This window comes from Humisphaera borealis (genome assembly GCF_015169395.1).
GTDB lineage: Bacteria > Planctomycetota > Phycisphaerae > Tepidisphaerales > Tepidisphaeraceae > Humisphaera > Humisphaera borealis.
The window spans coordinates 7076246-7099420 of record NZ_CP063458.1 but is presented as its reverse complement, the minus strand read 5'-3'; the positions used below and the strand labels follow the sequence as shown (position 1 = coordinate 7099420).

Genomic DNA, 23175 nt, shown 5'->3' with positions numbered 1-23175 from the left:
CGTACGATGCGTGTCGAGCAACATAGGCGGCTCGGCATTGAACGTCCAGTGCGAGAGCCGCTGCCGTCCACCGTCGCAGACGAACGGACACGGATCGACCGCCCGCCCGTCCCGATTCGTTCAACTCGCCGGCGAACCGCATGCCGGGCATCCGGGGTCGCGCATCAGCTTCAACTGCCGGACCTGCATGGTGTCGAGGTTCATCACCAGCCGAACACCGGCCAGCGGCTTGCCGATGCCGGTCAACAGTTTGACCACCTCGACCGCGCCAATGCACCCGGCGACGCCCGACACGGCGCCCAGGATCGGGAACTGTCTTTTCCAATCGACCGGCATCTCAGGGACGATACACCGCAGGCACGGCGTGCGGCCGGGCAGGATCGTGGTGACATGGACATCCATCTCGTAAACGGCGCACTCCACCATCGGCTTGTGCTGCCGGACGGCGGCGTCGTTCAGTGCGAAACGCTCTTCAAACAGGGGGGCGGCGTCCACCACGATGTCCGCCTGCGCGACGAGTCGATCGGCGTTCGCTGACGACACGTTCTCGGCAACGGGCACGATCTCCAGACGCGGGTTCAGCTCGCGCAATCGGCGGTCGATCGACTCAATACGCGACCGGCCGATCTGATCATGCGTCATCAACAGCTGGCGGTTGAGGTCACTGGGCTTCACATTCCCTGCATGCGCGATGACCAGCCTGCCAACGCCCGCGGCAGCCAGTTCGTAGGCGACAGCACCACCCAGCCCGCCGCACCGCGAGATCAGTACCGAAGCCCCTTTGAGCTTCTGCTGGCCAGGCTCGCCCAGGCCGGGAATGCGCATCTGCCAAGCGTAGATCGCACGCTCTTCATCCGTCAGGGGAGGTTCTTCCGTGGGCGGCTTCATTGCTTGTGGATCTCCGCAGGCTGGACTCGGCCGTCGGACAGGATGAACAAGACGTCGGCGAGTGCGGCGGCCTCGGAACGATCATGGGTTACGTGAAGGATCGAAGCGCCGAAGTCTCTCTGCACGCTCTTGAGCAGATCCCGCATACCGGTGCGCATGGTTTCGTCCAGCGCCGACAGCGGCTCGTCGAGCAGCAGTACCGCCGGGCGACACGCCAGCGCCCGGCCGAGCGCGACGCGCTGTCGCTCGCCGCCCGACAGGCCGGCGGGCCTGCGATCCAGCAGGTGGGCGACGCCCAGGCGGGCGGACAGTTCGTCAACCCGCCGGTCGATCTCCGTTCGTGGCAGCCGCCGGATCCGCAGCGCAAAACCGATCTGCTCGCGGACGGTCATGGTCGGAAACATCGCGCCATCCTGCGGGACATAGCCGATCCCGCGGTTCCCCGGTGGTTCACGGGTGACGTCAATGTCGTTCACCAGCACCCGCCCGCCCGCCGGCTTTCGCAGTCCGCAGATCACTTCGATGAGGGTGGTTTTGCCTGAGCCCGTGGGCCCCATGAGCACGCCATACGCGCCCGACGGGACGACGAACGAGACGTCATCCAGCGCAAAAACACCGGCGCGGACCGCGATCTGCTGGAGCGAAATCATGGCCGCTCCCCCGCCACGCGCATCGCCAGCAGCACGATCACCGCCAGCACGATCATCGTCAGGCTGACGGCGACCGATGCTTCCAGGTTGCCGACGCTCAGTTCGAGCCAGACGGTGGTGGGCAGAACTTCAGTCTTCATGCGGGTCGCGCCGGCGAAGACGAGAATGGGGCCGAACTCGCCAAGGCTGCGGGCCCAGGCGACACTCGCGGCGCTGAACATGCCGCGCTTTGCCGCCGGCAGCGTGACCAGCCAGACCGCCCTGCCGCGCGAGCAGCCGAGCGTCATCGCGACGTCTTCCGGCCGGGCAGAGAGGTGGTCGAAGGTCGACCGCATCTGCCGCACCGCGAAAGCCGCCCCAACCACCAGTTGCGCCAGCACGACCCCCGTCACCGTGTACGTGAACCGCACGTGCTGCTGGATCGCCTGGCCGAACGGGGTTTGAAACATGATCAGCAGGCACAGGCCGATCACCAGCGGCGGCAGCACGATGGGAATATCGATCAGCGTATCGATGAAATTCTTGCCGAAAAAATGGCTGCGCGACATCAGGTAGCCGACGGGAACGGCAATCAGCAGCGCCAGCAGCGAGGTGGTCGTACAGGTGATCAGGCTCAGGCCCATCGCGTAGCGAATCTCGCGGGAACCCAGTGAGCGGATCAAATGATCGCGCGATGTGTACGTTGCCGTCGCCAGCAGCATGTAAAGCAGGAACGCCAGGTAGGCCGCCGTCACAGCGGCGATGGCAACCCAGAACGGCCAGTTCGGTCCCGCCCTGTGCCTGTCAGTCGTTGTTGTTGGCATTTTTCAGATAGTCCGGCAGGACGATGTCCTTGCTGGGAATGGTGGGGTCGTCGCGCCAGCGGAAGCCGGCTTCCTCAAACCGGGCCCGGTTGGACTTCAGACAATCCAGCAGGCGATGCGCCAGCAGAGGATACGGCGTTTTGGCCGCGACGGCGAACGGCTGCACCGCTTTGGCCCCGGCCGACGCCGGAATGGAAATCGTATCGATAAACTCGGCGGCGGGCCGGGCGTTGATCTCGTACACGATCGCGGCATCGAGCGAGCCGGTGCGAAGCTGGTTGACCAGCAGGTCCGCCGTCGGCACCTGCGAGCAGACGTTCTTCATCACCGCCGGCAGCAGGCCGGCCTGCTTGAGCATTGCCTTGGTCATGAAGCCCAGCGTGGCCTGCTCGGCATTGCAGATCCCGACCTTCAGGTTCGGCTGGGCCAGGTCGGCGATCGATCGGATGTTTCGCGGATTGCCCTTGTTCACCGCCAGCACGATATCGGCTTCGGTCAGCACGATCGCCTCGGGAAACATCTCCGCGACCGGGGGGACGAAGCAGACGTCGCAGGCGTAGTACACATCGGGTAGTTGGTTCCCGGGCGTCTGCGACATCGCCTTCATCGAAGCGCAAAGTACACCGCAGCCGTTGAAGACTGTTGTCAGATCGACGCCTTCACGGTCGGCGAACTCCTGCAGGGTCTGCTGGATTGCGGGTCGATTAACGCCGCCGCTGTAGATGACAAACCGCGGCTTTTCCGCCCACTGATCGCCGCGTGCGGGTTTGAAACCCCTGGCTGAAAAGATCGGTCCGCCCTTTTCGGGCGACGTGAGATACCGGGCAAACCGCAGTGCTGCCGTCGGATTCGTGCTGCCGGCAAGCACCGCGATGCTGGCATTCTCCGGACTGGCGGCAAGCTCGGGAACCGTGACGGCTTCCAATTCGGGAAACTGCGCGACGGCCGAATCCCAGACGATCGCCGCATCGACCGAGCCAATCTTCACGTCGGTGGCGATCTCCATCACCGTGGGCTTCATCACGGCGGCTTTTCCGCTGAACGATTCCCAGCGATCCTTCAGGATTCGCTTGCTGATGCGGCCAACGCTGGCGCTTTCCGGGTTGGCGAGTGCAAACTTCACATCGGCGCGGAGCAGATCATCGAGCGTGCGGATGCCTTTGGGGTTGCCCTTGATGACGGCGATCACCGGGGTCTGCGTGACCAGGGGGAGCACCTCGCGAATCAGACCGAGCTTGCGGGATTCGACGATTGCCGCGTCGTCGGCGGCGACGAACAGATCCCCGCCGCCAGCGACGCGAATGGAGCTCAGCAGCGACGCCGTCCCGCCGTACTGAAGCTCCGCCCTGACGCCGAGTTCATTCTGGTACGCGGCGGCGACAGCTTCGACCGGACTTTTGATCCCGGCGGCGCAGAAGATCTTGAGCGCTACGGGGTTGGTCGTCGCGGTCTGATCGGCCTGGCGCTGAAACCAGAGCCACGACGCACCGGCGAACACAAGGACCAGCAGGATAAAGCCACCGAGTTTCAAGACCGTTTCCTCATCGCGAACAATCCGGCGACGCCGGCAAGGATGACAATACCGCCGACAACAGCCACCAAGGGGCTGATCCAGGAGGACGGCGACGCCGGGGCGGATACGGCTGCGGCCGGGAGGGGCCGGGCCTGCAGCACAACAACCTCAGGTACCAGATCCGCCTGCGATACCGGCTTGGTCGCCGGTGCGGCGGTGGCTGAACCGCCGGTGGGTTGCGTTGCTGCCGCGGTGCCTGTCTCATCCTGGCCGAGCCGTCGGCGTTGTTCGACCTTGGCCAGCTCCTGGTCCCAATCGCACTGCACCAGCAGATCCCAGCCGATGCGCCGATCCTTCACCTCGCACGAGCAGGCCGCCGTCAGGTACTGGCAGACTTCGTCGATATTGTCCTGCGTCAACTTCTCCTGAGGCAGCGCGATCAGTACGCGGCACCGCCCGAAGACGGGATACGCGATGGGCGTCGTCTTGTCTGTCCCGTCGCGGTCGAGCATGGCGAGGGTCAACTGCTCCTTCGGGTCTTTGCGCGACAGGCGGAGGATCGAATAGCGGACCGTCAGCGTCGGTCCGGGGCCCAGGCGGTTGGCCGGGTCGTTCGGCTGCATTTCCGGAACGACGGCGATCGACTCTAGGTACTTCAATCGCTTGGTGAGCGCAGCCTCGGCGGCGGCGTCCTTGTCGGCATCGCCGGACTCGACGAGCAGCCACACGATCGATTCGCCTCGCAGGATTCGCGCCCGCAGTTCGCGCCGAGCCGGCGAATCGACGAGGTCTGCCAGCGTGGCCGGCGTCAGTTCGCCGGACCAGATTTCGCGGTCGCCGAGGCTCAGCCGCGCGGTCTGGCTCGTGGCCGGTTTCTGTTCGAGGTTGATGTGCAGGTCGTCCGAAAGCCGCGCGTCCTGCGATCGCAACTGGTACGGGTCGCCGGGCCAATAATTCAGCGCAAAGCGAAAGACCGGCACAGAACACGCCAATGCATCCGCCGCACCGCCGGCTAAGGCACCGGCGACGAACGCGATGAGAATGAAGGTGCGAGAGACGTTCATTGCTTGACGACCCCCAGGCAGATCACCTTGCCATCGACCGTCGCGGCGAACAGCCGACCCTGGGCGACGATCATACCATCCCAGACCGGCGGGCTCTTGAGATCGAGCTGTTGGGTAGTCGCGCCGGTGTCTCCATTCACCGCCCAGAGCTTGCCGCCACGCAAGCCTTCCAGCGAGGCATCCTGCTCGGCCAGCTGGGCGAAGATCGCCGGGTCCTTCTCGGACATGCGTTCGAAGGCGTACTCTTCGTTGAGGTCGTCCGGCGGTCCGGCGACGACCAGCGTTCGACCGGCCATCGCCATCGCCCGCGTGACGATGGGGACATAGCCCGTCCAGCGGTCCTGCACGAAACTCCCCTTCTGAGCCGGGCCGCCCTTGCCGCCACCGGCGAGCAGGCTCGGCTTTGTCGCGGGGTTCGAATCCGACGGCTTCTTGAATAGCAGTGCCAACCCCGTCTTCCCCTTGGCAGTATCAACGCCGGACATAATGCCCTGCACGGCGTTGCCCGATTCGTCGCGGGCGTCTCCCTTGTCGAACGATAACGCCACCATCGCACCGTTGCCCGGGTTGACCGCGTTTGCCTGCCTGGCATGCTCTGTCAGTTCGCCGACATCCAACGCCTTGGGGAACATTGCGAACATGTCGATCAGGCCGGTGTAGGGCGCGCCCCGGCCGAAGTCACTGACCGCCGACGGATTGGCCGCACCCAGCACCAGGCCCAGCGCCGGCTTTTTGGTGATCAATCCCGGGGCCTTGGTTTCGGCGGCGAGCTGACCATCGACGTAAAGCCGCAATTGCTTGCCCTCGGTCAGCACGCCGGCAACGTGATGCCACCCGGCATCAAGCGGCCGTGCGGCCTCTGCCGTCGCTGACGTCTTGTCTGCCCGGATCGAGAAGCCCGGCCGGCCGTCCTGCAACGCCAGCGAGAAACCGGTGACCGCCCCGCCGTACTGGGCGATCATGCCGTCGGGTCCTTCCGGAAGAATCCAGGCTTCGACTGTCAGGGGCTTGTTGCTGGCGTCGAACTTCTCGGAGACGAGTTTCACTTCCGGAATCTTCGCCGCCGCGCCGGCTTTGTTGCCCGCGCCCGGCTTGTTCGCAGCGCCCTTTTTCTTGCCCTCGGCGGGTTGTTCGGGTTCGACATCGGGCGGGGTTTTGCTCGCCGCGCTCAGCTGGTACTCCATCGTGGTCGTCCACTTGAAATACTGCGGCTGTCGCCCGAATGCGAAGACTTCCTTGTCGTCGAACACGAACAGCCGCCCCGAAGGCGCATACTTACCCGCCTGGTAGTAGCCGTTGTGCCCACCGGCAAAGTTGCGTCCGTATACCCAGTAGCTGCGGTGGAACCAGGTGTCGTCGAGGAACCCCATCGGCGCGAAGATGTGCGCCCCTTCGCCCTTCTGGGCGGCACCCTGTTCGATGGCGTTGCCCGAGACCGGGCCGATGTCCACGCGCTTGCCGTCGGCAGCGATCTTCTGCGATCGCAGGAAGATCCACTTGCCGTCGCTGGCCAAGACGTCATTCGAACCGACCGGCATCTGGAGCGTCTTGTGGCGTTCCTGCAGGTCTTTGCCGGTTTCGGGGTCTTTGTCGTCGTAGACGACTTCGACCAGCTTCTTGCCCGTCGCCACGTCCAGCCGTACGAACCGCAGCCCGCCGTCGAGGAAGACCGACCGACCGGCGACACCGCTGACGATACCGTCTTCCACCAGCACGCTGCCGTGAACAGGCCAGACGCTTTCGAGTTGCTCCATCGCCATGTGCCGGCGGCCGTTGGTCGCCGCGAGGAATCTCCAGACCATCGCGCCGTCGCTGGCGCGAAGGCAGTAGATGTATCCGTCCATCCCGCCGAACAACACGCGCCCCTTCCAGTAGGTTGGCGGCGAATCGATTCGCGACTCGGCGGTGAACTGCCAGACGCTCTTGCCGGTCGCCATGTCGAGTGCGTGCAGGGTGTGCTTTTCAACCTGCGAGACGAACACCTTGCCGGCGGCCGCGGTCATTGCACTGAGCCGGCCGCCGAGCTTGATGTCCCACGCCTGGCCGAGGTCAGGGAGAAGGGGCTGATCGGAGTAACCGCTGCGGGCCGGGTCGTGGCGATAGGTGGGCCAGTCCCTGGCGTCGGCGGCGACTTCGTCAATCGGCTGGCCCCAGGCCGGACCTCTCTCCAGCCGCTCATCGTCCGAAGCGGGCTTGGGGTGCGGCGTCGGAGCGGCAGGCGCCAGCGCGTTCATGCCGTCGAGCTTGGCTTCCGGGTAGCAGGCGCAGTCGTGCGGGCCGGCGTAGACCAGTCCGTTCGCCGGAAGAACGCCGTACAGGCACGCGCCGCGAACCCAGTGATTGATGTCCCAGTGGCTCTTTTTGATGTCAACGAACTCGATGCCGGTTCGGGACGTCAGAATGAAGTTCTCGGTCGCCTTGGCGATGTAGCAGCGATGGTGGAACCAATACGCGTCCACGTCCGGTGGGAACTCCTTGACCACTTCGCCGGTCTTGGGATTACGCCCGGTGAAAATGCCCGACATGTTGCCCGCCGTATCGGGTGCATTCCAAACCAACCCGCCGGCGCAGATCAGGTCTTCAGGGGATCGATAGCCCGACTTGGCGTGCGGGGCCGACCAGAGCTCTTTGCCGGTGTCTGCCGCCAGGCCCTTCTGCGCGCCGTCGCCTCCGGCGTAAAGCACCATGTCGTTGAACATCACCACGCGCGGGGCATAGTTGTATTCAAACAGTTTTCGCTTGGCGACGGGGGCGCTGGCCCACTGCTGCTCGCCCGTGGCCGGGTTGAGCGACGTCAGCTTCTCGCCGTCGTAATAGATGACGCGCTTGCCGTCGGCAGCGAGGGTGAGCGGCGCAATTTTGCCGTCGAGCTTCCACTTGAGCTTTCCGGTCTCGACATCCACCGCGACCAGCCGCCGGGGCTTTTCATCCCAGTTGTATTCCGTTTCAACCCGCTTCTGATCGCCGGTGTTGAGCTTGGGCGCGAACTCTTTCAGCGACCAGGCTTCAGGGTTTACCAGGCAATAGAGCGTGCCATCGACGTGCAGGATTTCCTCGGCACCCTTGGTGTCTTCGTAGATGCGGATCGTGTCGCCGGTCGCCGGGTCGAGCGCGCTGACCGGCGCGTCGATCGCCATGGTGACGAAAACGTGCTTGCCGTCGGTGACCAACCGGCGCGTGAGCTGGGTCGGACCCGACTTCAGCGGCCACATGTGGTCCTGCCACTTGGCGATCGGCTTGCGCCAGAGGATCGCTCCGTTGTAGCCGTCGCGGGCGGTCAGCATCCACTTGGACGGAAGCAAGATCGAGATCCGCGACCCTTCGTCCATGATGTAGAACATCCGCCCCGCACCCGACACCATCGCGCTGAGGCTCGAGATGCGATCGTGATGCCGCGACCACCGCGGGCTGCCCACCCACTGCAACCGTTCCGGCGGACCGACGGCAGTATCCTTCGAGACGGCGTTGCCGCGGGCGTCGTAAAAGTAGTGCGTCCAGTCGTCCATCGCCGACGGCTTGGGCTTGACCGTCTTCTTTCCGCCGATCATTGCCACGCCGTTGGGCGTCAGCACGCGGTTGACTTCGTCCATCGGCACACTGCCGAGGTCGTCAGCGACCAGTAGGTTCACCATATTGTCGACGTACGGAATGCGGTCGCCTGTCCACCTGGCGACCGATACCGGACCGTAGATGCCGAGCGACTGGATGTGCTGCCGGGCGGCGGTGATGTCGGCCCCGAGGCCCTGGACGATGTAACTGTCGTTGGCACGCAACGCCGCCGTCAGCCGGCCGTCGCCGCAGTTCAAGTGAACGACGACGCCGCCCTTGATGCCGCTGGCGGCCAGAATCTCGCCGGCAAGAGGTCCTCCGGCCCGCGAAGGTTCGGCGGCCTGTGCAGCCAGGGGGAACAAGGCGATCAGGAGTGCGATCAGCTTCATGAAATCTCCGGCCAGTCGAGATGTGCCAGCGCTCGGCGACGCATCGTCAGGCCGAGTCACCCGCGCAGTGTACCGCCGGGAAAGGCGGTGCACCGAACCTCAACGCTCGGTGTGCCGGATTATTTGGCTCTGCCCCCTTGCCGTCTTGGAACGACTCGTCGCATTCGGCCTGGGTGACTGGCGAATAAACCCCGACTCGGGGCGTAGATTGAGATAACATCTCGCGTCAGTTGATGGTCCAGCTTCGCCTGCTGACGCGTCGGACCGGGATCGGACCTCAGAAGGATTGGCATCATGCGGCTGGTTCTGTTCATCGCTCTCTTCCTGGCGGTGCCCCGTTCGGCGGTAGCGGCCGATGTGGCGGCGGCGGACCCGGCAGCGGCCGTCGCAGTCCTGCAGCGCGCCTGCTACGAATGCCACGGACCCGAGAAGCAGAAAGGGGGCCTGCGGCTGGATTCCCGCGAAGCAGCGATCAAGGGAGGCGAATCGGGGCCGGCGGTTGTCGCCGGAACGCCAGGCAAGAGCGAGCTGCTCAGTCGCCTGGCGTTGCCTGCCGACCAGGACGGCGCGATGCCGCCGCGGGGCGAACGGCTCACGGCTGCCCAGGTGCAAACGCTTAAGGAGTGGATTCAGCAGGGAGCCGCATGGCCGGCGCAGGCGTCCAGGCACTGGGCGTACGTGAAGCCGCTGCGGCCAGCCCTGCCGAAGGCGGCCAATACCGACCACCCCCGGCCGAATGCAATCGACGCCTTCATCGTCGCGCGACTTCAGAAGGAGGGCTGGACGCCGTCGCCGCAAGCCTCCCGCGAGACACTGATCCGCCGGCTGTCGCTCGACCTGACCGGATTGCCGCCGACGCCGGCTGAGATTGACGCCTTCCTGGCCGACTCAACCGAGGCGGCTTACGAACGCGCCGTCGATCGGTTGCTCGCCTCGCCGCAGTTCGGCGTGAAGTGGGCCCGCTCGTGGCTTGACGCCGCCCGCTATGCCGATTCGCACGGCTACCAGCGCGACGACCTGCGCGACATCTGGGCGTATCGCGATTGGGTCGTCGATGCACTCAACGCCGACATGCCGTTCGACCAGTTCACGGTCGAGCAACTCGCCGGCGACCTGCTGCCCAACGCCACCCAGAGCCAGAGAATCGCCACCGGCTTCAACCGCAATGCCCCGACGAATGTGGAAGCGGGCACCGACCCTGAAGAGACCCGCGTCAACCAGGTGATGGACCGCGTCAACACGCTGGGCACCATCTGGCTCGGCAGCACGATCGAGTGCGCCCAGTGCCACGACCACAAGTACGACCCCTTCTCGCAGAAGGACTACTACCAGCTCTTTGCGTTCTTCAATAGCACGACGAAGGAAGCCGAACGATCCAACCCGAAGGTGCCCGGTTCGATCCGGTTCCTGGGCCCCGAAATGTCTCTGACCGACGCCGGCAACTCCAAGGCGCAGGAGAAGCTGCAACAGGAAGTCGCCGCAGCGAACCAGCAACTCGCAGCCCGCAGCAAACTTTTCGAAACGCCCGACGCCGCTTGGGAAGCCGCCACGCTCAAGACCGCCAGCGAAGGCCCCAGCGAACATGTGCTGGAAATCACGGACTTCGATTCCATCGGCGGAGCGACGCACGAGGTGCTGAAGGACGGGTCCGTTCTGGTAAGCGGCGATCCGCCGGACAAAGACACCTATACGATCGTCGCCAGGACACGCCTGACCGGGATTCGAGGGTTCAAGCTCGAAGCGCTGACCGATCCGTCATTGCCGGGCAAAGGCCCGGGGCGTGGCGATGCAAACCGGCCGAACTTTGTGCTGAACACGTTCGCCGTGACGGCGACGAAGCCAGGCGGCAAACCCGAGGCGGTGACGTTCAAGTCGGCCCGGGCCGACTTCTCGCAGGCGAAGTTTTCGCCCGAAGGCGCAATCGATGACGACCCCAAGTCGGCCTGGGCGATCAATCCGAAGTTCCACGAGCCGCACTGGGCCGTCTTCGAAAGCGCCGCCCCGGTCGGGTTTGACGGCGGCACAGAACTCACCTTTACCCTGGTACAGAACTTCGGCGGCGGCCGGACCATCGGTCGGGTAAGGCTGTCGGCCCTCACCGGGTCGGGCCAGGGAACGAGCATCCCCGCCGCGGTCGCAGAGGCACTGGCCGTCGTGCCGGCGAAGCGTTCAGGACCGCAGAAGAAGGCAATCGCCGACTACCGCCTGGCGCAGGACGCAGAGTACGTGCGACTGCAGAACGACATCCGATCGAAGGAAGCCGAACTGGCCAAGGCACCGTCGGTCAAGACGCTGGTAATGCAGGAGATGCCGGCGACAAGGCCGTCAATGCTCTTTAGCCGGGGCGACTTCCGTTCTCCCGGCGCATCGGTCGCGCCCGGAACGCCCGGTCTGCTCCCACCGATGCCCGCTGACGCCGAGCGAAACCGGGTCGGCCTGGCCCGCTGGCTGGTGAGCCGCGACAACCCGTTGACGGCGAGGGTGACGGTCAACCGTCTCTGGGCCGAACTGTTCGGCCAAGGCATCGTCGCGACACCAGAGGACTTCGGCATCAAGGGAGACCCGCCGAGCCACCCGGAACTGCTTGACTGGCTCGCGGTGGAGTTCATGGAACCGACAGCCGTCGCGGGCGGCGCAAAGCCTTGGTCAATCAAGCACATCGTCCGCACGATGGTGCTGTCGAACACCTATCGCCAGTCGTCGCGGCTGACGCCGGAGCTGCTGTCGAAAGATCCGACCAACCGGCTCCTGGCCCGCGGGCCGCGGTTCCGCCTGGACGCCGAGGCGATTCGCGACAACGCGCTGGCGATCGGCGGGCTGCTGTCGCCGAAGCTCGGCGGGCCGCCGGTGCGTCCGCCGCAGCCGGACGGGCTGTGGACGAAGGTAGGCGGTGCGAAATACGACTACGTCGTCAGCCCGGGGGAAGACAAGTATCGGCGTGGGCTCTACGTCGTCTGGAAGCGCTCGGCTCCCTATCCGAGCTTCGTCGCGTTTGACGCACCTGAGCGTTTCGCGTGCCGCGTGAAACGGCCGCGCACCAACACGCCGTTGCAGGCACTTACGCTGTTGAATGACCCGGTCTACGTCGAAGCCGCGATGGCTTTCGCGCGGCGCCTCGTTGCGGAAACGCCGTCTGCATCCGTCGACGCCCGTATCACCCACGCGTTCCGCCTGGCACTCGGCCGCACACCCGATGCGGGGGAACTGGGGCTTCTGCGAACGCTGTTCGACGCCGAATCGGATGCGATGACAGCCGCACCGGCGGTCGCAAAGCAGTTCGTCGGCAAGGCAGAGATCCCCGCAGGGATGTCGGCCGGTCAGTTTGCCGCGTGGTACGCCGTTAGTGCGGCGATCCTGAACCTCGACGAGACCATCACCAAGGGTTGATCCCCATGCATCCAATCGACGAAGCCCTTCAACTGGCGACGCGCCGACAGTTCCTCCGCCGGTCGGGCCTGGGGTTCGGCGGTGCCGCGCTCGCCGGGCTGCTGGCAGGCGACGGCTATTCGGCGACTTCCGCGGACGGATCGCCGTCTCTGCGCATCGACCCGGCGTCGCCTCGGCAGCCACACTTCGCCGCCCGGGCCAAGCGGGTGATCTACCTGCACATGATCGGTGCCCCGTCGCAACTCGATTTATTCGACCCCAAGCCGGAGCTGCAAAAGCGCAGTGGCGAGCCCTGCCCCGCCGAACTGCTCGAAGGCAAGCGATTCGCCTTCATCGGCGGGAAGATGACGCTCGCCGGGTCGCGGTTTAAGTTCGCCAATCACGGTAAGAGCGGCCAGACGTTCTCCGAGCTTCTCCCCAGCCTCGCTACCGTCGCCGACGACATCGCCGTCGTTCGGTCCGTCCACACCGATGAAATCAACCACGCGCCGGCGCAGCTGTTCATGCACACCGGTTTCGGCCGGGGTGGCCGGCCCGGTTTCGGATCGTGGGTGACCTACGGCCTGGGGTCTGAAAACCAGAACCTGCCGGCGTATGTCGTGCTGCTGTCCGGGCCGCTCGGTGGCGCGGGGACTTCGCTCTGGGGCAGCGGTTTCCTGCCCAGCGTGTACCAGGGCATCCAGTTCAGAAACTCCGGCGACCCCGTGCTGTACCTTGGCAACCCGGCCGGGCAGACCGCCGCGAATCGCCGGCGCATTCTTGATGCGGTCAAGGGCCTCAACGAGCACCACCTTCAGCAAGTCGCCGACCCCGAGATCGCCACCCGCATCGCGCAGTACGAGATGGCGTTCAAGATGCAGACGTCGGTCCCCGATCTGATGGACATCTCGCGCGAGCCGAAGGAGGTGCTGGAGTCTTACGGGGCGCAACCCGGCAAGGCTTCGTTCGCCGGCAACTGCCTGCTGGCCCGACGGCTGGTCGAACGCGGCGTGCGTGTCGTCGAGCTTTACGATTCCGACTGGGATCACCACGGCAGCATCGCGACGAGGCTTCCCGCCAAGTGCAAGGATGTCGATCGCCCGATGGCGGCGCTGATCAAGGACCTCAAACGGCTGGGGATGTTCGATGACACCCTGGTCATCTGGGGTTCGGAGTTCGGCCGTACGCCTTTAGCTCAGGGCATCGACGGCGACGGCAAAGCCACCAGCCCGGGCCGCGATCACCACAAAGATGCCTTCACCTGCTGGCTCGCCGGCGGCGGCGTGAAGGGCGGGATCAGCTTCGGAAAGACCGACCCCTTCGGCTTCGCGCCGGCTGAGAACCCTGTCCACGTCCACGACCTCAACGCCACTGTCCTGCACCTGCTCGGCATCGACCACGAGAAGCTGACGTACAAGTACCAGGGCCGCGAGTTCCGCCTGACGGATGTGCACGGCGTGGTGCAGAAGCCGCTGCTGGCGTGAGCGATGCGTTACGGGATACGTGCCGCGCAGTAGAACAGTGTTGCTGTAGCCGTGGCCTACACCCGGGGCTTAAGACTTTGAGTCCATTAAGTCCGGGTGGTTCTGCAACAACCATGCGTGAACGTGCTCGACCAGATCTTCAGCCAATGCGAGCATTCCACGGCTTTCGGCGTCGCTGATCGCGCCGGCTACGTCGTAAACACTCACACTGCGCTTACGTCGATACCGGTCGAGCTGATCGACCAGCTTGCCCTCGAGTCCTACGGTCAGGGCGAGTGATCCGATGACTCTAAAATGATGTGAATCGCCTTTGGGGACGGCGAAGCCAGAGGCAACCAGCGCAGCTGTTCCCGCCTGAAGCGCGGCGTTGTACGCGATATTGAATCGCCAGTCATTGTCGAGACCGCTGACCTTCGCGTTTCGCAGATCGCGATCGGCCAGCGCGAGCAGGTCGAGCACTTCCTGACGTGTCGGGCTGTGCGGCTTCAGCCACCCGTTCTTCTGCCAGACGCTCAAGCTCATCATCATCTCCGATCAGATACGTCTTCTCCGATTTGGATACGCGCTGCACGAAAGCATTGCCCGACCGGTACTTCCGTGCCCACTCTTCGGCCGGCAGCACGAAAGGATTGATTGCGCGCCCGACCTGTGATTGCTGAGAGGCTAACGCCGCGTCGATCGCGTGGGGATCAGCCGAGGAATCTTTGGTGACAACCAGTACATCCACGTCGCTTTGCTCGCGCTGCTCTCCCCGCGAAAAGGAACCGAAAATGAACGCGACGGCGATGTCATTAGCGAACGGATTCAAGGTCGCACGGAGTCGCTCGCCCAAGCCGACGGTCCGGATCACGATCTGTTTCAACGGTTCGTAGATTGCTGAGTCCGGGTTTGCGCGGAAAAACCGCTGGCGGTCGCGCCTGAGAATGCCGCAGTCAGTCAGCAGTTTCAACTCCCGTTGGACCGGGCCGGTACCACAACCCGTCCGGCGAACGATCTCTCTCATGTAAAAAGACTCATCCGGGCGGAGAAAGGTCAATGCGAGGATAGCTCGCCGGGTGCGGCCGAAGAGAATGTCACCGGCTTCCGTTCCTGTAATCATAACGGTGACAATTGTAACCTATTCGATTGCAGCCACAAGTTCAGGATGCATGCCCGCCGAGGTCACAGACGCCCCGCCACAAGGCTGTCATCCCCCCGCCACGTACAACGCGCTGAAGCGAATCTCCGTATTCCGCTTGCCTTCGAAACTCACGCGGAGCCTCACCTGTTCCGGCAGGCCGCGGACGTCGCCGCTTTCGCCCCACACGATCGGCGTCTGGAATCCACTTTGGCGGACCCACGCGGCGTTCGTGCCCGCAAACCCGGGCAGCGGTTTCTCGTCCTTGCCGAGCAGTTCGATTCGCAGCGCCGCTTCAGCACCCAAGCCGTCGGCGTTGATGAGGAAGCGATACGGCACGTTCGGCTTTAGCGAGATCGCTGCGGTTGTGAACTCGCTCTGAATGATCGGCAACTGGTATGCTCCGGGTCCCTTACCCGCTTCCTCGACCACAAGGTCGCCGAAACGGTCGCGCGGCAGCATGGCAATGCCCACGCCGCCGCGATTCGGGTCTTTCTGACCCGTCTGCCGGGGATCCCACGCCCCGTAATAGATGTACGTCTTTTCGCCGACATTCTCGAAGCCCTGGCCCTGCAGAACGCCGCCTTGGTCCCACGCGCCGTCATCGCCGCGCTTTAAGAAGACCGATTCGTTAACGGGCTGGCGGAAGTCGAGTCCGTCATTGCTGACGAGAAAGCCCAGATCGACGGAGATGTCCTTCCATTCCTTCGCGCCGTGCCACAGCCCGCACACGCCAAGCAGCACGTTACGCCGATTCCATACACTGATGCCCTCGTGGTTCTGCTCGCCTTCCAGGCTTCGCCCTGCCCCCAGCAACTGGTGCTGCGGCTCGCGGACGAACGCAATATTGCTCGTCGGCAGCCAGTGAACGAAGTCCGCCGAGCGGTACGTGCGCGACACGCGGCCGTGATAGGGGTTCGTCGCATTCAGCGCGTTCTGGCCGCAGATGAAATACATGCCGTCCCACTTGTACAAACCGCCGCAGGGCTCGAAGTGAACGCCCGGCAGAACCAGGTCCTCCTTCGCCAGTTCGGCTTTGACGGGCCTGGCATCGGTCAGCAGTTTCCATCGAAGCCCGTCGGCACTGGCGTACGGGGCGAGGGTGCCGAGCCGCGATTTGTGCCGAAAGTAGACGTGCGTGGAGATCTTGTATCTGCGGTCCGGGTTCCGATCCTCCGGGTCGGCGAGGACCTTCAGGTTCACGGTCCCCAGCGGCGGATCCATCAGGATCAGGTTGTTGTTCTTGTTGCCCTGAAACTCCACCAGGCCAAGGTTCGGCTTGACCCATTTCACGCCGTCGTCGCTCTCGGCGTAGGCCGGACGCCAGCGGGCCGAAGCGACCTTGTTGTCGCTGTCGTCGTCCGCGGCGACGTACCACATGCGATACTTCCCGCCCTCGCGGATGACCGAGCCGTAGAACTGTACGCCCCGCGCATCGGGTGTACCCGCCGCGCCGCGCGGTACCACCGGATTGGCCGGATGCTTCTGTGGCGATCGCATTTCCAACCGGAGGTTCTGCGAATAGGGAATCGAGACCCGGTCGAAGGCGAACAGCGTCTGACAGGTCGTCTCATCGACGAGCGAAGCGCCTTGCGGGTCGGCGGCCCCCGCGACCGGCGCACAGCTCATCGCCGTGAGAATCGCGAGCATCTGAACCGTGGATCGAGCGAGCAGACGTGCAGGATTCATCGTAGTGGCTCCCACTGTCGACCTGGCCAATCGCGTACGGGTGTCGCGCCAGTGCGATGGTACCTGCCGCCGGCGATGAAGGCTCTCTCGTAAACGCCGCGACTGTTCCCGGGTAACGGGAAGGGAGAGAGGTCATTTCATGTCTATTGCCCGAATCGTTGGTGGTGTTGTCGTCCTCCTGCTTGCGTTGTCGGCGTCGGCGGCGGAGGTCGTTTTTGAAGAAGGGATAGAGTTTGCCAATCCCGCCGACCAGCACCTGAAACTCAACCTCGCCCGTCCGAGAGAGGTGAAGGCCGGGGAGAAGTTGCCGGCGGTGGTGTGCATTCATGGTGGCGGGTTTCGCGCGGGTGACCGCAAGGGCTACAACGACCTGTGCAAGAAGCTCGCCGACCGCGGGTATGTCGCCGTCACGATCGATTACCGACTGGCCCCGAAGTACCAGTTCCCGGCCGCCGTCCATGACGTGAAGGCCGCCGTGCAGTGGGTCAAATCCAACGCCGCCAAGTATGGCATCGATCCCGAGAGAGTCGCCGCGCTCGGCGGATCGGCCGGTGGGCACCTGGCGCTGTTTCTGGGCGTGACCGGCGACGTCCGGGCGTTTGATCCCCCCGACGCCGCGCCGAACGCCCCGTCGCCTGGCGTTCGCTGCGTGGTGAGCTACTACGGCCCCAGCGACCTGACCAAGAGTTACGGCAAGAGTGTCGATGCGGCTGAAGTGCTGCCGCTGTTCCTCGGCGGCGATGTCGAGCACGAACGTGCCCGCCATATTCACGCCAGCCCGCTGTACTGGGTGACGCCGCGGGCCGCACCGATGTTGCTGCTCCACGGCACCGAAGACAAGTACGTTAACTACGAGCAGGCGCTCTGGATGCGCGACAAGCTCAACGCCGCCGAGGTTCCGGTCGAACTCGTCACGCTCGACGGCGCCGGCCACGGCTTCAAGGGCGACGACGGCAAGAAAGCCGAGGCCGCCGCGATCGAGTACCTGGACCGCCAGCTCAAATCACCGGCCGCCCCTGCCGCGAAGGTCGCCGCACCGGCTGGGAAGTCCGTCGCGCGATAACCGCCCTGTCAGGAGACACAGAATGCCCGCTCCCCTGTTCTCTGCCAAGCTGAGCCGCCGGGCATTCATCGCGGCGTCAACGGTCGGCTTCGCCGGCCTGCGGTTTGGAACGTCCGCATCGGGTGCATCGGGTGCGGCACCGTCGCCGGCGCGTAAAAAGCCTGCCAAATCGACCATCGTTTTCTTTCTCTGTGGCGGCGCATCTCACATCGACATGTGGGACATGAAGCCAGACGCGCCGGCCGAGTACCGCGGCGAGTTCGATCCCACCCGCACCTCAGCACCTGAAATCCAACTCTGTGAGCACCTGCCGCTGCTGGCGAAACAGGCGCATCACCTGGCGGTGGTCAACGGTGTTACCGACGGCGGTCAGGCAACCGGCGACCATCACGCCGGCTACTACTACAACCTCACCGGTCACGCCCCGGACGAGACCTTCAAGCAGCAGGGCAACGATCGCAGGCCTTATCCGACCGACTGGCCGTACATGGGGTGCGTGGTCGGCAGCAAGCGGCCGGCACATCCGAAGCTTCCGAAGGTCATCACCCTGCCGCATAAGCCCAGCAAGCTGCCCTACACGCGGCCGGGCCAGTTCGCCGGCCGGCTGGGCATGGAGCACGATCCGTTCTATCTCTCGGGCAGCATGGAGACCCCGCTGCAGTTCAGCGCGCCGGCGCTGACGCTCGACGCCTCCATCACGCCCGCCCGAATGACCGATCGGCAGGCGCTGCTCAACACTCTCGACGGCCTGCGTCGCGGTATCGACACCGACGCTTCCGTCCGCAATCACCTCATTCAGCACGAGAAGGCTTTCTCGCTTCTCTCGTCCAGCAGCACGACCAGGGCATTTGATGTTGCCTCCGAACCGGCGGAGGTCTGCGAGCGGTACGGCAAGACGATCAACGGCACGAGCATGCTGATGGCCCGCCGACTGGTCGAAGCCGGCGTGCCGTTTGTCACCGTCTTCTGGAAGGAAAACGAAGCGATCGCCAGCAAGTGCAAAAGCGCCGGCGGCTGGGACACCCACGCCAACAACTTCAACTGCCTGAAGGACTATCTGCTGGGGGAGTTCGATCGAGCCCTGTCGGCGCTGATCGAAGACCTCGCGCAAAAAGGGCTGCTCGACGACACGCTCGTACTGGTGACGAGCGAGATGGGCCGCAAGCCGAAGATCGGCGACCCGCGGTCGGGCGGAAAATCCGGCGCGGGCCGCGATCACTGGACCGCCTGCATGAGCGTGCTGATGGCCGGCGGCGGTGTGCGCGGCGGGCAGGTCTACGGCCGTACCGATGCCCACGGCGAATACCCCGCCGAGATGCCGATCAGCCCCGCAGACGTCACCAAAACCGTCTACCACGCCATGGGGATTGACGACCTCACCGCTTACGACATGCAGGGGCGGCCCTACAACCTGCTCGACGACGGCCGGCCGCTTCTTCAGCTGTTCTGAAGGCCGCCTGTTTCAGTCGTCATCGTCGTCGATCTTCTGCCCCTGGGCAGCGATCACCTTCGGCGTGGGGGGCATCTCGGCGTCCAGGCCCTTGATCGTTTTCCAGATCACCCGGTTCAGCAGGTCGGCCGGGGCGCGGTCGGCGACACTGAAGTCCATCTCCAGCGATGCCGCTGCCAGCTCGTCCTGCGTGGTCAGCGGGCGATCCTCGGCCTTCTCGCCGGCCGGACGCGTCGCCGGCTTCGGCGCGGCGGGCTGTTCGGGGCTGATGGGACTGGGTGTGTTCTTCTTGCCGTTCCGCTCCTTCATGATGTCGTGGCTCGGCGCGATCGCGACGAACGGCTCGTCGTTGCGCGGCGCATCGTCCCATCCGCCGATTACGCCACTCGCCGCGTCGTACTGGCACATCGGCGGCAGGCCCAGCAGGCACTCGATCGTGCGGATCGCGCTGACCGTGTTCTGGAACGAATGATCGACGGCTGCCCGCTTCATCCAGGGACTGACGACGAAACAGATCGACCGGTGGGCGTCGACATGGTCCGGTCCGTTCTGCGCGTCGTCCTCGATGATGACAATCGCGCACTTCTTCCAGATCGGGCTCTTGCTGACGGCCTCGACGAGCTGGCCGACGGCATAGTCGTTGTCGGCGACCATGCAACGGGGTGTCGGGTGGCCGGGGTTGGCACCGGCGGTGTGGTCGGTGCAGAACCGAACGGTCATCAGGTTGGGCACCGCCGCGCCTGTCGGGTCTTTGGCGAGCATCAGGTCGAACTCGCGCTTCCACTCGCTGAACCGGCTGGGCGCGACCGACTGGCCGAAAGCCTTGGTCGGCCAGAGGTACGAGGGATCGCTTTTCTCGGCGGCGTATCGGCTGGGGGCGTCGCTGTCGGGGTAGTTCATGTCGAACCGGCGGAAGTCGATGTTGGTGACGCCCGCCAGATCGCGCCCGCCCGGCTGAAGTCCGGTGCTGTTGGGGTAGTTGTCGGGGATGACGACCTTGTCCCCCTTCTTCGAGCCGCTGCCGACGAAGAAGCCGTAGTTGCGGTAGGTCAGGTTGTTGGCTCGTGCCAGGTCCCAGAGGTGCCCGCCGGGCGAGGCGGCGACATCACGGATGGGCTTGGCGCCATCCTTGAATCGCGGGTCGTCGGAGAGGGGTTTGCCGTCCAGTCCCTTGGCCGGGAATCCGCCGGTGGGATAGCCGTTGTTGTCGCCTTCGTAATCGAAGACCCTGCCGCGACCGCTGTACTGATAGGGCACATTGCGGATGGTGTACTGGTTGGCGTGGGCCTGGGTGCTCCAGGTCCAGCCGTCGCCCGAGACTTCGCCGGAATCGTAGAAGTTGTCGAGCAGGATGAACCGCTCGGCGAGCGCGTGAAGGTTCGGCGTGACGGCGCGCGGGAACACACACCGCTCCGGGTCGCCGTTGCCCTGCGGCAGGTCGCCGAGCACATGGTCGTACGTCCGGTTCTCCTTGACGATGTAGATGACGTGCTCAATGCCACCCGCCTGTTTCGAGATCGCTTTCAGTGGGTTCTGGTTGTTCAGGTACATCGGCGTCAGGCGGGCGTTCTCGAGGCAGGTCTCGGTCAGTTTCTTGAGATCCGCCTTGCCCGGCACGGGCAACCGCCAGAGCGAGCCGTCGTAGAGTGTCAGGGGCGACCCGACCGACTTCCCGGCACCGGAGAAGTTGTGCGGAATGCGGGCGGCGTCTCCCTTGGCGTTGGTGACCAGCAGCGTCTGCCCGGCCACCGCGACCGCCGTCGGATACCAGCCGGCGGGAATGTATCCTTCCAGTTCCGGACCGGCCGAATCGGCGATGTCGATCACGGCGATCGCGTTCATGTCGCCGAGTGCGGCGTACAGGAACTTCTCGCTCGGCGAGAGCGCCAACCCCAGCGGCGTCGCGCCGGCGAGATCCTTGGCCACCTGCGGTCGCACCAGGATCGTGTGGATCACCTTGTCCGCCGCGGTGTCGATGACCGAGATCGTGTCGCTGTGGGCATTGGCGACGAACAATCGGCTCTGCGTCTTGTTCAGCAGCAAGCCCATCGGCTGGGTGCCGGTTGTCAGTGTCGTATGCAGCTTGATGTCCGCGGGGTCTGACGCGTTAAGCACGTACACCGCGTCGTCGCGCTCGCTGGCGACGTAGAGGCGGCTGCCGTCGGAGTTGACGGCGACGGCCAACGGGAAGTTGGACAGCCCCAGGTCGTCTTTGAAGGTGTATCGGCCGAGCGATTTACCGGTCGCGGCATCGTGCACCGAAACCGACGCCGGCGTGCCAAACGTTTCACCCTTGCCGTGCGTCGGGTCATTGTGCGTCACGTAGAGCCGGCCCTTGCCGTCGATCGCCAGGCCCGCCGGGAAGTCGGTCTTGCCGGTTTCAATCTCCCGGTCGCGCTTTAGCGAGCCATCGGCGTTGAGCGTGACGACGTCCACCTTGCCCGCTGCGCCCTGGGCGGCGTAGATCTTCCCGTCGGGGCCGAAAACCAGCCCGTAGTACAGCCCGTTCGCCTTGCTGATGGCGGAGGTTCGATATTCGATCTTCCCGGTCTGCTTCCCGTCGCTCACACGGGTGGCGCAGAGGTATTCCTTGTTGCCGGCGCCGGTCGTGATCGCGTACTGGCCGTCAGGACTGAGGACCAGATTGACGGGCATACTGCCGACATTCTGAGACGACTGCGCGATCGAAGGATCGATCGATCGGCCGGTGACCAGCGGCGCGACCGACTTGCCGGTGGCGGAGTTGGTGGCGGCCGGTGGGGCATCGATCTGGCATCCGCCCACCATCGCCGCGCTGCAGAGACCGAGAGCGCCCGTCACGATTCGAAATCGAGATCTCATCGCAAAACTCCGTTGTCGACGAACACGAGTCACAGGTTCAAGAGAGGTGTCGCCAGCCGGCGATCCGACGGACGTTTATTCGCACCGCAGCAAGGTCATCACCGCGAACGCCGTCCCGTAGGGCTTGTGGAAATCCCACATCGCAAAGTCCCACCAGGACCCGTCCTTCAGCTGATAGGGAAGGATCCCGATGTCGGCGAGTTTGGCACCGTACGCCTTCTTGCCTTCGGGGCCCATTTTCTCAATCAGCCGGGCGGCGTAGTAGTGGCCAAAGTAATAATAATATGGCGCGGTCTGATACCAGCTTTCGTGCGGGTACTGCCGCTTCTGGCCCATCTGGATGTAATCGTGGTCCTTGATGAAGAACTCAAGGCTCTCGCCGGCCGCCTTGGCGTTGAGGTTGGCCGCGTTCCAAATCCACAGGGCGTAGTTACCCGACTGCGTTCGACCGACCGACCCCTTGGGCAGGTTTGCCGCCATCCGCGGGCGGTACTTCAGGTCGGCGCTGTAGAGGAACGCGTTGTTCGGCAGCTTCATCTCGGCCAGTCGCTTGACCGATTTTTCCACCATGTTCTTGGGGATCTCCAGGCCCGACTCCTTCGCCTCGAACAGCGCCACCAGCGCAGCAGACGTGCCGAAACTGGTCGGCCCCATCGACGGCGTCTGCGTCTGGGCGACGAAGTCGTAATAGTTCCACCCGCCCATGACGGTCTCGTAGCCGCTCAGACGGCGGATGTGCAGCTCGGCGGCCTTCTTGATCCGCGGATCGTTGCTGTGCCGCATCTCGATCGCCAGGCATTGCAGGCCATAGGTGTGCGCCCAGGTGTTGTAGAGCAGCGCACCGTCGTCGCGACGGATGTCGGCGTTATTGACCAGAAACTCCAACCCCTTGCGATGCGCTTCGCGGGCACCGGGGTAGTCGCCGGCGGCGTTCACCTCGCGCAGCGCCATGACGCATAGCGCGGTTGTCGCGACCTGGAACGACTTGAGCGACCCCGGCACGCTCGCCATCACTTCAAACCCGCGCGTCTCGCGGCCGGTGCCCCACGAGCCATCCTTGTTCTGCGAACCGACGATGAACTTCACCCCGTCGCGAATCGAAGCATCAATGCTGCTGCGACGCTCGGCGGGTTGAGTCGCGGGCTGCGTGGTGGGGAGATCAGAGGTTCGGGTTGCCGGCCCGGCGCTCAGAGCGCCGGGTAGAGCGAGAATCGCGAGCAGGGAAAGCAGGCAGCGCATCCAACAACCTTTCGCAGCATTACAGGTCATCAACTCACATCGTTCATCCCCGCGCAAGTTCCATCTTTTA

Annotated in this window: 15 protein-coding genes; 4 read left to right on the top strand and 11 right to left on the bottom strand. The window is 64.5% G+C overall.

The genetic code is table 11. From position 1 onward, the window contains the following. Positions 1-120: 120 nt before the first annotated feature. Genes IPV69_RS26755 through IPV69_RS26730 form a run of 6 tightly spaced genes read right to left on the bottom strand, consistent with a single transcriptional unit; the run spans position 121 to position 8856 of the window. Positions 121-888, bottom strand: a complete 768-nt coding sequence (locus IPV69_RS26755; protein ID WP_206292796.1) for a HesA/MoeB/ThiF family protein — start codon at positions 886-888, stop codon at positions 121-123. After that, the gene (locus IPV69_RS26750; RefSeq protein WP_206292795.1) at positions 885-1538 is read right to left on the bottom strand and encodes an ABC transporter ATP-binding protein; all 654 of its coding nucleotides are present in this window, start codon (positions 1536-1538) and stop codon (positions 885-887) included. Before IPV69_RS26750 ends, IPV69_RS26755 begins: the two co-directional genes overlap by 4 nt. Continuing rightward, entirely contained in the window at positions 1535-2341 is an 807-nt protein-coding gene (locus tag IPV69_RS26745) for an ABC transporter permease (protein ID WP_206292794.1), read from the bottom strand. The genes IPV69_RS26750 and IPV69_RS26745 overlap by 4 nt, the downstream gene beginning before the upstream one ends. Then, positions 2322-3872, bottom strand: coding sequence for an extracellular solute-binding protein (locus IPV69_RS26740; RefSeq protein ID WP_206292793.1), 1551 nt, complete (start codon positions 3870-3872; stop codon positions 2322-2324). Before IPV69_RS26740 ends, IPV69_RS26745 begins: the two co-directional genes overlap by 20 nt. Continuing rightward, the gene (locus tag IPV69_RS26735) at positions 3869-4918 is read right to left on the bottom strand and encodes a hypothetical protein (RefSeq protein WP_206292792.1); all 1050 of its coding nucleotides are present in this window, start codon (positions 4916-4918) and stop codon (positions 3869-3871) included. The genes IPV69_RS26740 and IPV69_RS26735 overlap by 4 nt, the downstream gene beginning before the upstream one ends. Then, positions 4915-8856: an outer membrane protein assembly factor BamB family protein gene (locus IPV69_RS26730; protein WP_206292791.1), complete on the bottom strand. Its 3942-nt coding sequence runs from the start codon at positions 8854-8856 to the stop codon at positions 4915-4917. Before IPV69_RS26730 ends, IPV69_RS26735 begins: the two co-directional genes overlap by 4 nt. Positions 8857-9150: 294 nt before the next feature. On the opposite strand from IPV69_RS26730, the gene IPV69_RS26725 reads away from it, so the two are divergent. Next, positions 9151-12243, top strand: a complete 3093-nt coding sequence (locus tag IPV69_RS26725) for a PSD1 and planctomycete cytochrome C domain-containing protein (RefSeq protein ID WP_206292790.1) — start codon at positions 9151-9153, stop codon at positions 12241-12243. A gap of 5 nt (positions 12244-12248) precedes the next feature. Next, complete coding sequence (locus tag IPV69_RS26720) at positions 12249-13706, top strand: DUF1501 domain-containing protein (protein ID WP_206292789.1); 1458 nt, start codon at positions 12249-12251, stop codon at positions 13704-13706. 69 nt (positions 13707-13775) lie between these two features. Here IPV69_RS26720 and IPV69_RS26715 read toward each other — a convergent pair whose 3' ends face one another. The 3 genes from IPV69_RS26715 to IPV69_RS26705 all read right to left on the bottom strand — a co-directional run bounded on the left by IPV69_RS26715 (position 13776) and on the right by IPV69_RS26705 (position 16512). Continuing rightward, a complete protein-coding gene (locus IPV69_RS26715; RefSeq protein ID WP_206292788.1) occupies positions 13776-14165 on the bottom strand; it encodes a hypothetical protein in 390 nt (129 codons plus the stop codon). Next, the gene (locus IPV69_RS26710; RefSeq protein ID WP_206292787.1) at positions 14098-14805 is read right to left on the bottom strand and encodes a nucleotidyltransferase domain-containing protein; all 708 of its coding nucleotides are present in this window, start codon (positions 14803-14805) and stop codon (positions 14098-14100) included. Before IPV69_RS26710 ends, IPV69_RS26715 begins: the two co-directional genes overlap by 68 nt. A gap of 87 nt (positions 14806-14892) precedes the next feature. Next, positions 14893-16512 carry a hypothetical protein gene (locus IPV69_RS26705; RefSeq protein ID WP_206292786.1) on the bottom strand — a complete coding sequence of 540 codons (1620 nt, stop codon included), beginning with the start codon at positions 16510-16512 and terminating at the stop codon, positions 14893-14895. A gap of 139 nt (positions 16513-16651) precedes the next feature. Here IPV69_RS26705 and IPV69_RS26700 point away from each other — a divergent pair, with 139 nt between their 5' ends. After that, on the top strand, positions 16652-17575 hold the full coding sequence (locus IPV69_RS26700) for an alpha/beta hydrolase (protein WP_206292785.1): 924 nt from the start codon (positions 16652-16654) through the stop codon (positions 17573-17575). A 22-nt stretch (positions 17576-17597) separates the two neighbouring features. After that, positions 17598-19025, top strand: a complete 1428-nt coding sequence (locus IPV69_RS26695) for a DUF1501 domain-containing protein (protein WP_206292784.1) — start codon at positions 17598-17600, stop codon at positions 19023-19025. A 12-nt stretch (positions 19026-19037) separates the two neighbouring features. On the opposite strand, the gene IPV69_RS26690 is transcribed toward IPV69_RS26695, so the two are convergent. Together IPV69_RS26690 and IPV69_RS26685 are read right to left on the bottom strand one after the other, a co-directional pair. Then, the gene (locus IPV69_RS26690) at positions 19038-21866 is read right to left on the bottom strand and encodes a beta-propeller fold lactonase family protein (protein ID WP_206292783.1); all 2829 of its coding nucleotides are present in this window, start codon (positions 21864-21866) and stop codon (positions 19038-19040) included. Positions 21867-21941: 75 nt separating this feature from the next. Further along, the gene (locus IPV69_RS26685; protein WP_206292782.1) at positions 21942-23105 is read right to left on the bottom strand and encodes a hypothetical protein; all 1164 of its coding nucleotides are present in this window, start codon (positions 23103-23105) and stop codon (positions 21942-21944) included. Positions 23106-23175 lie beyond the last annotated feature (70 nt).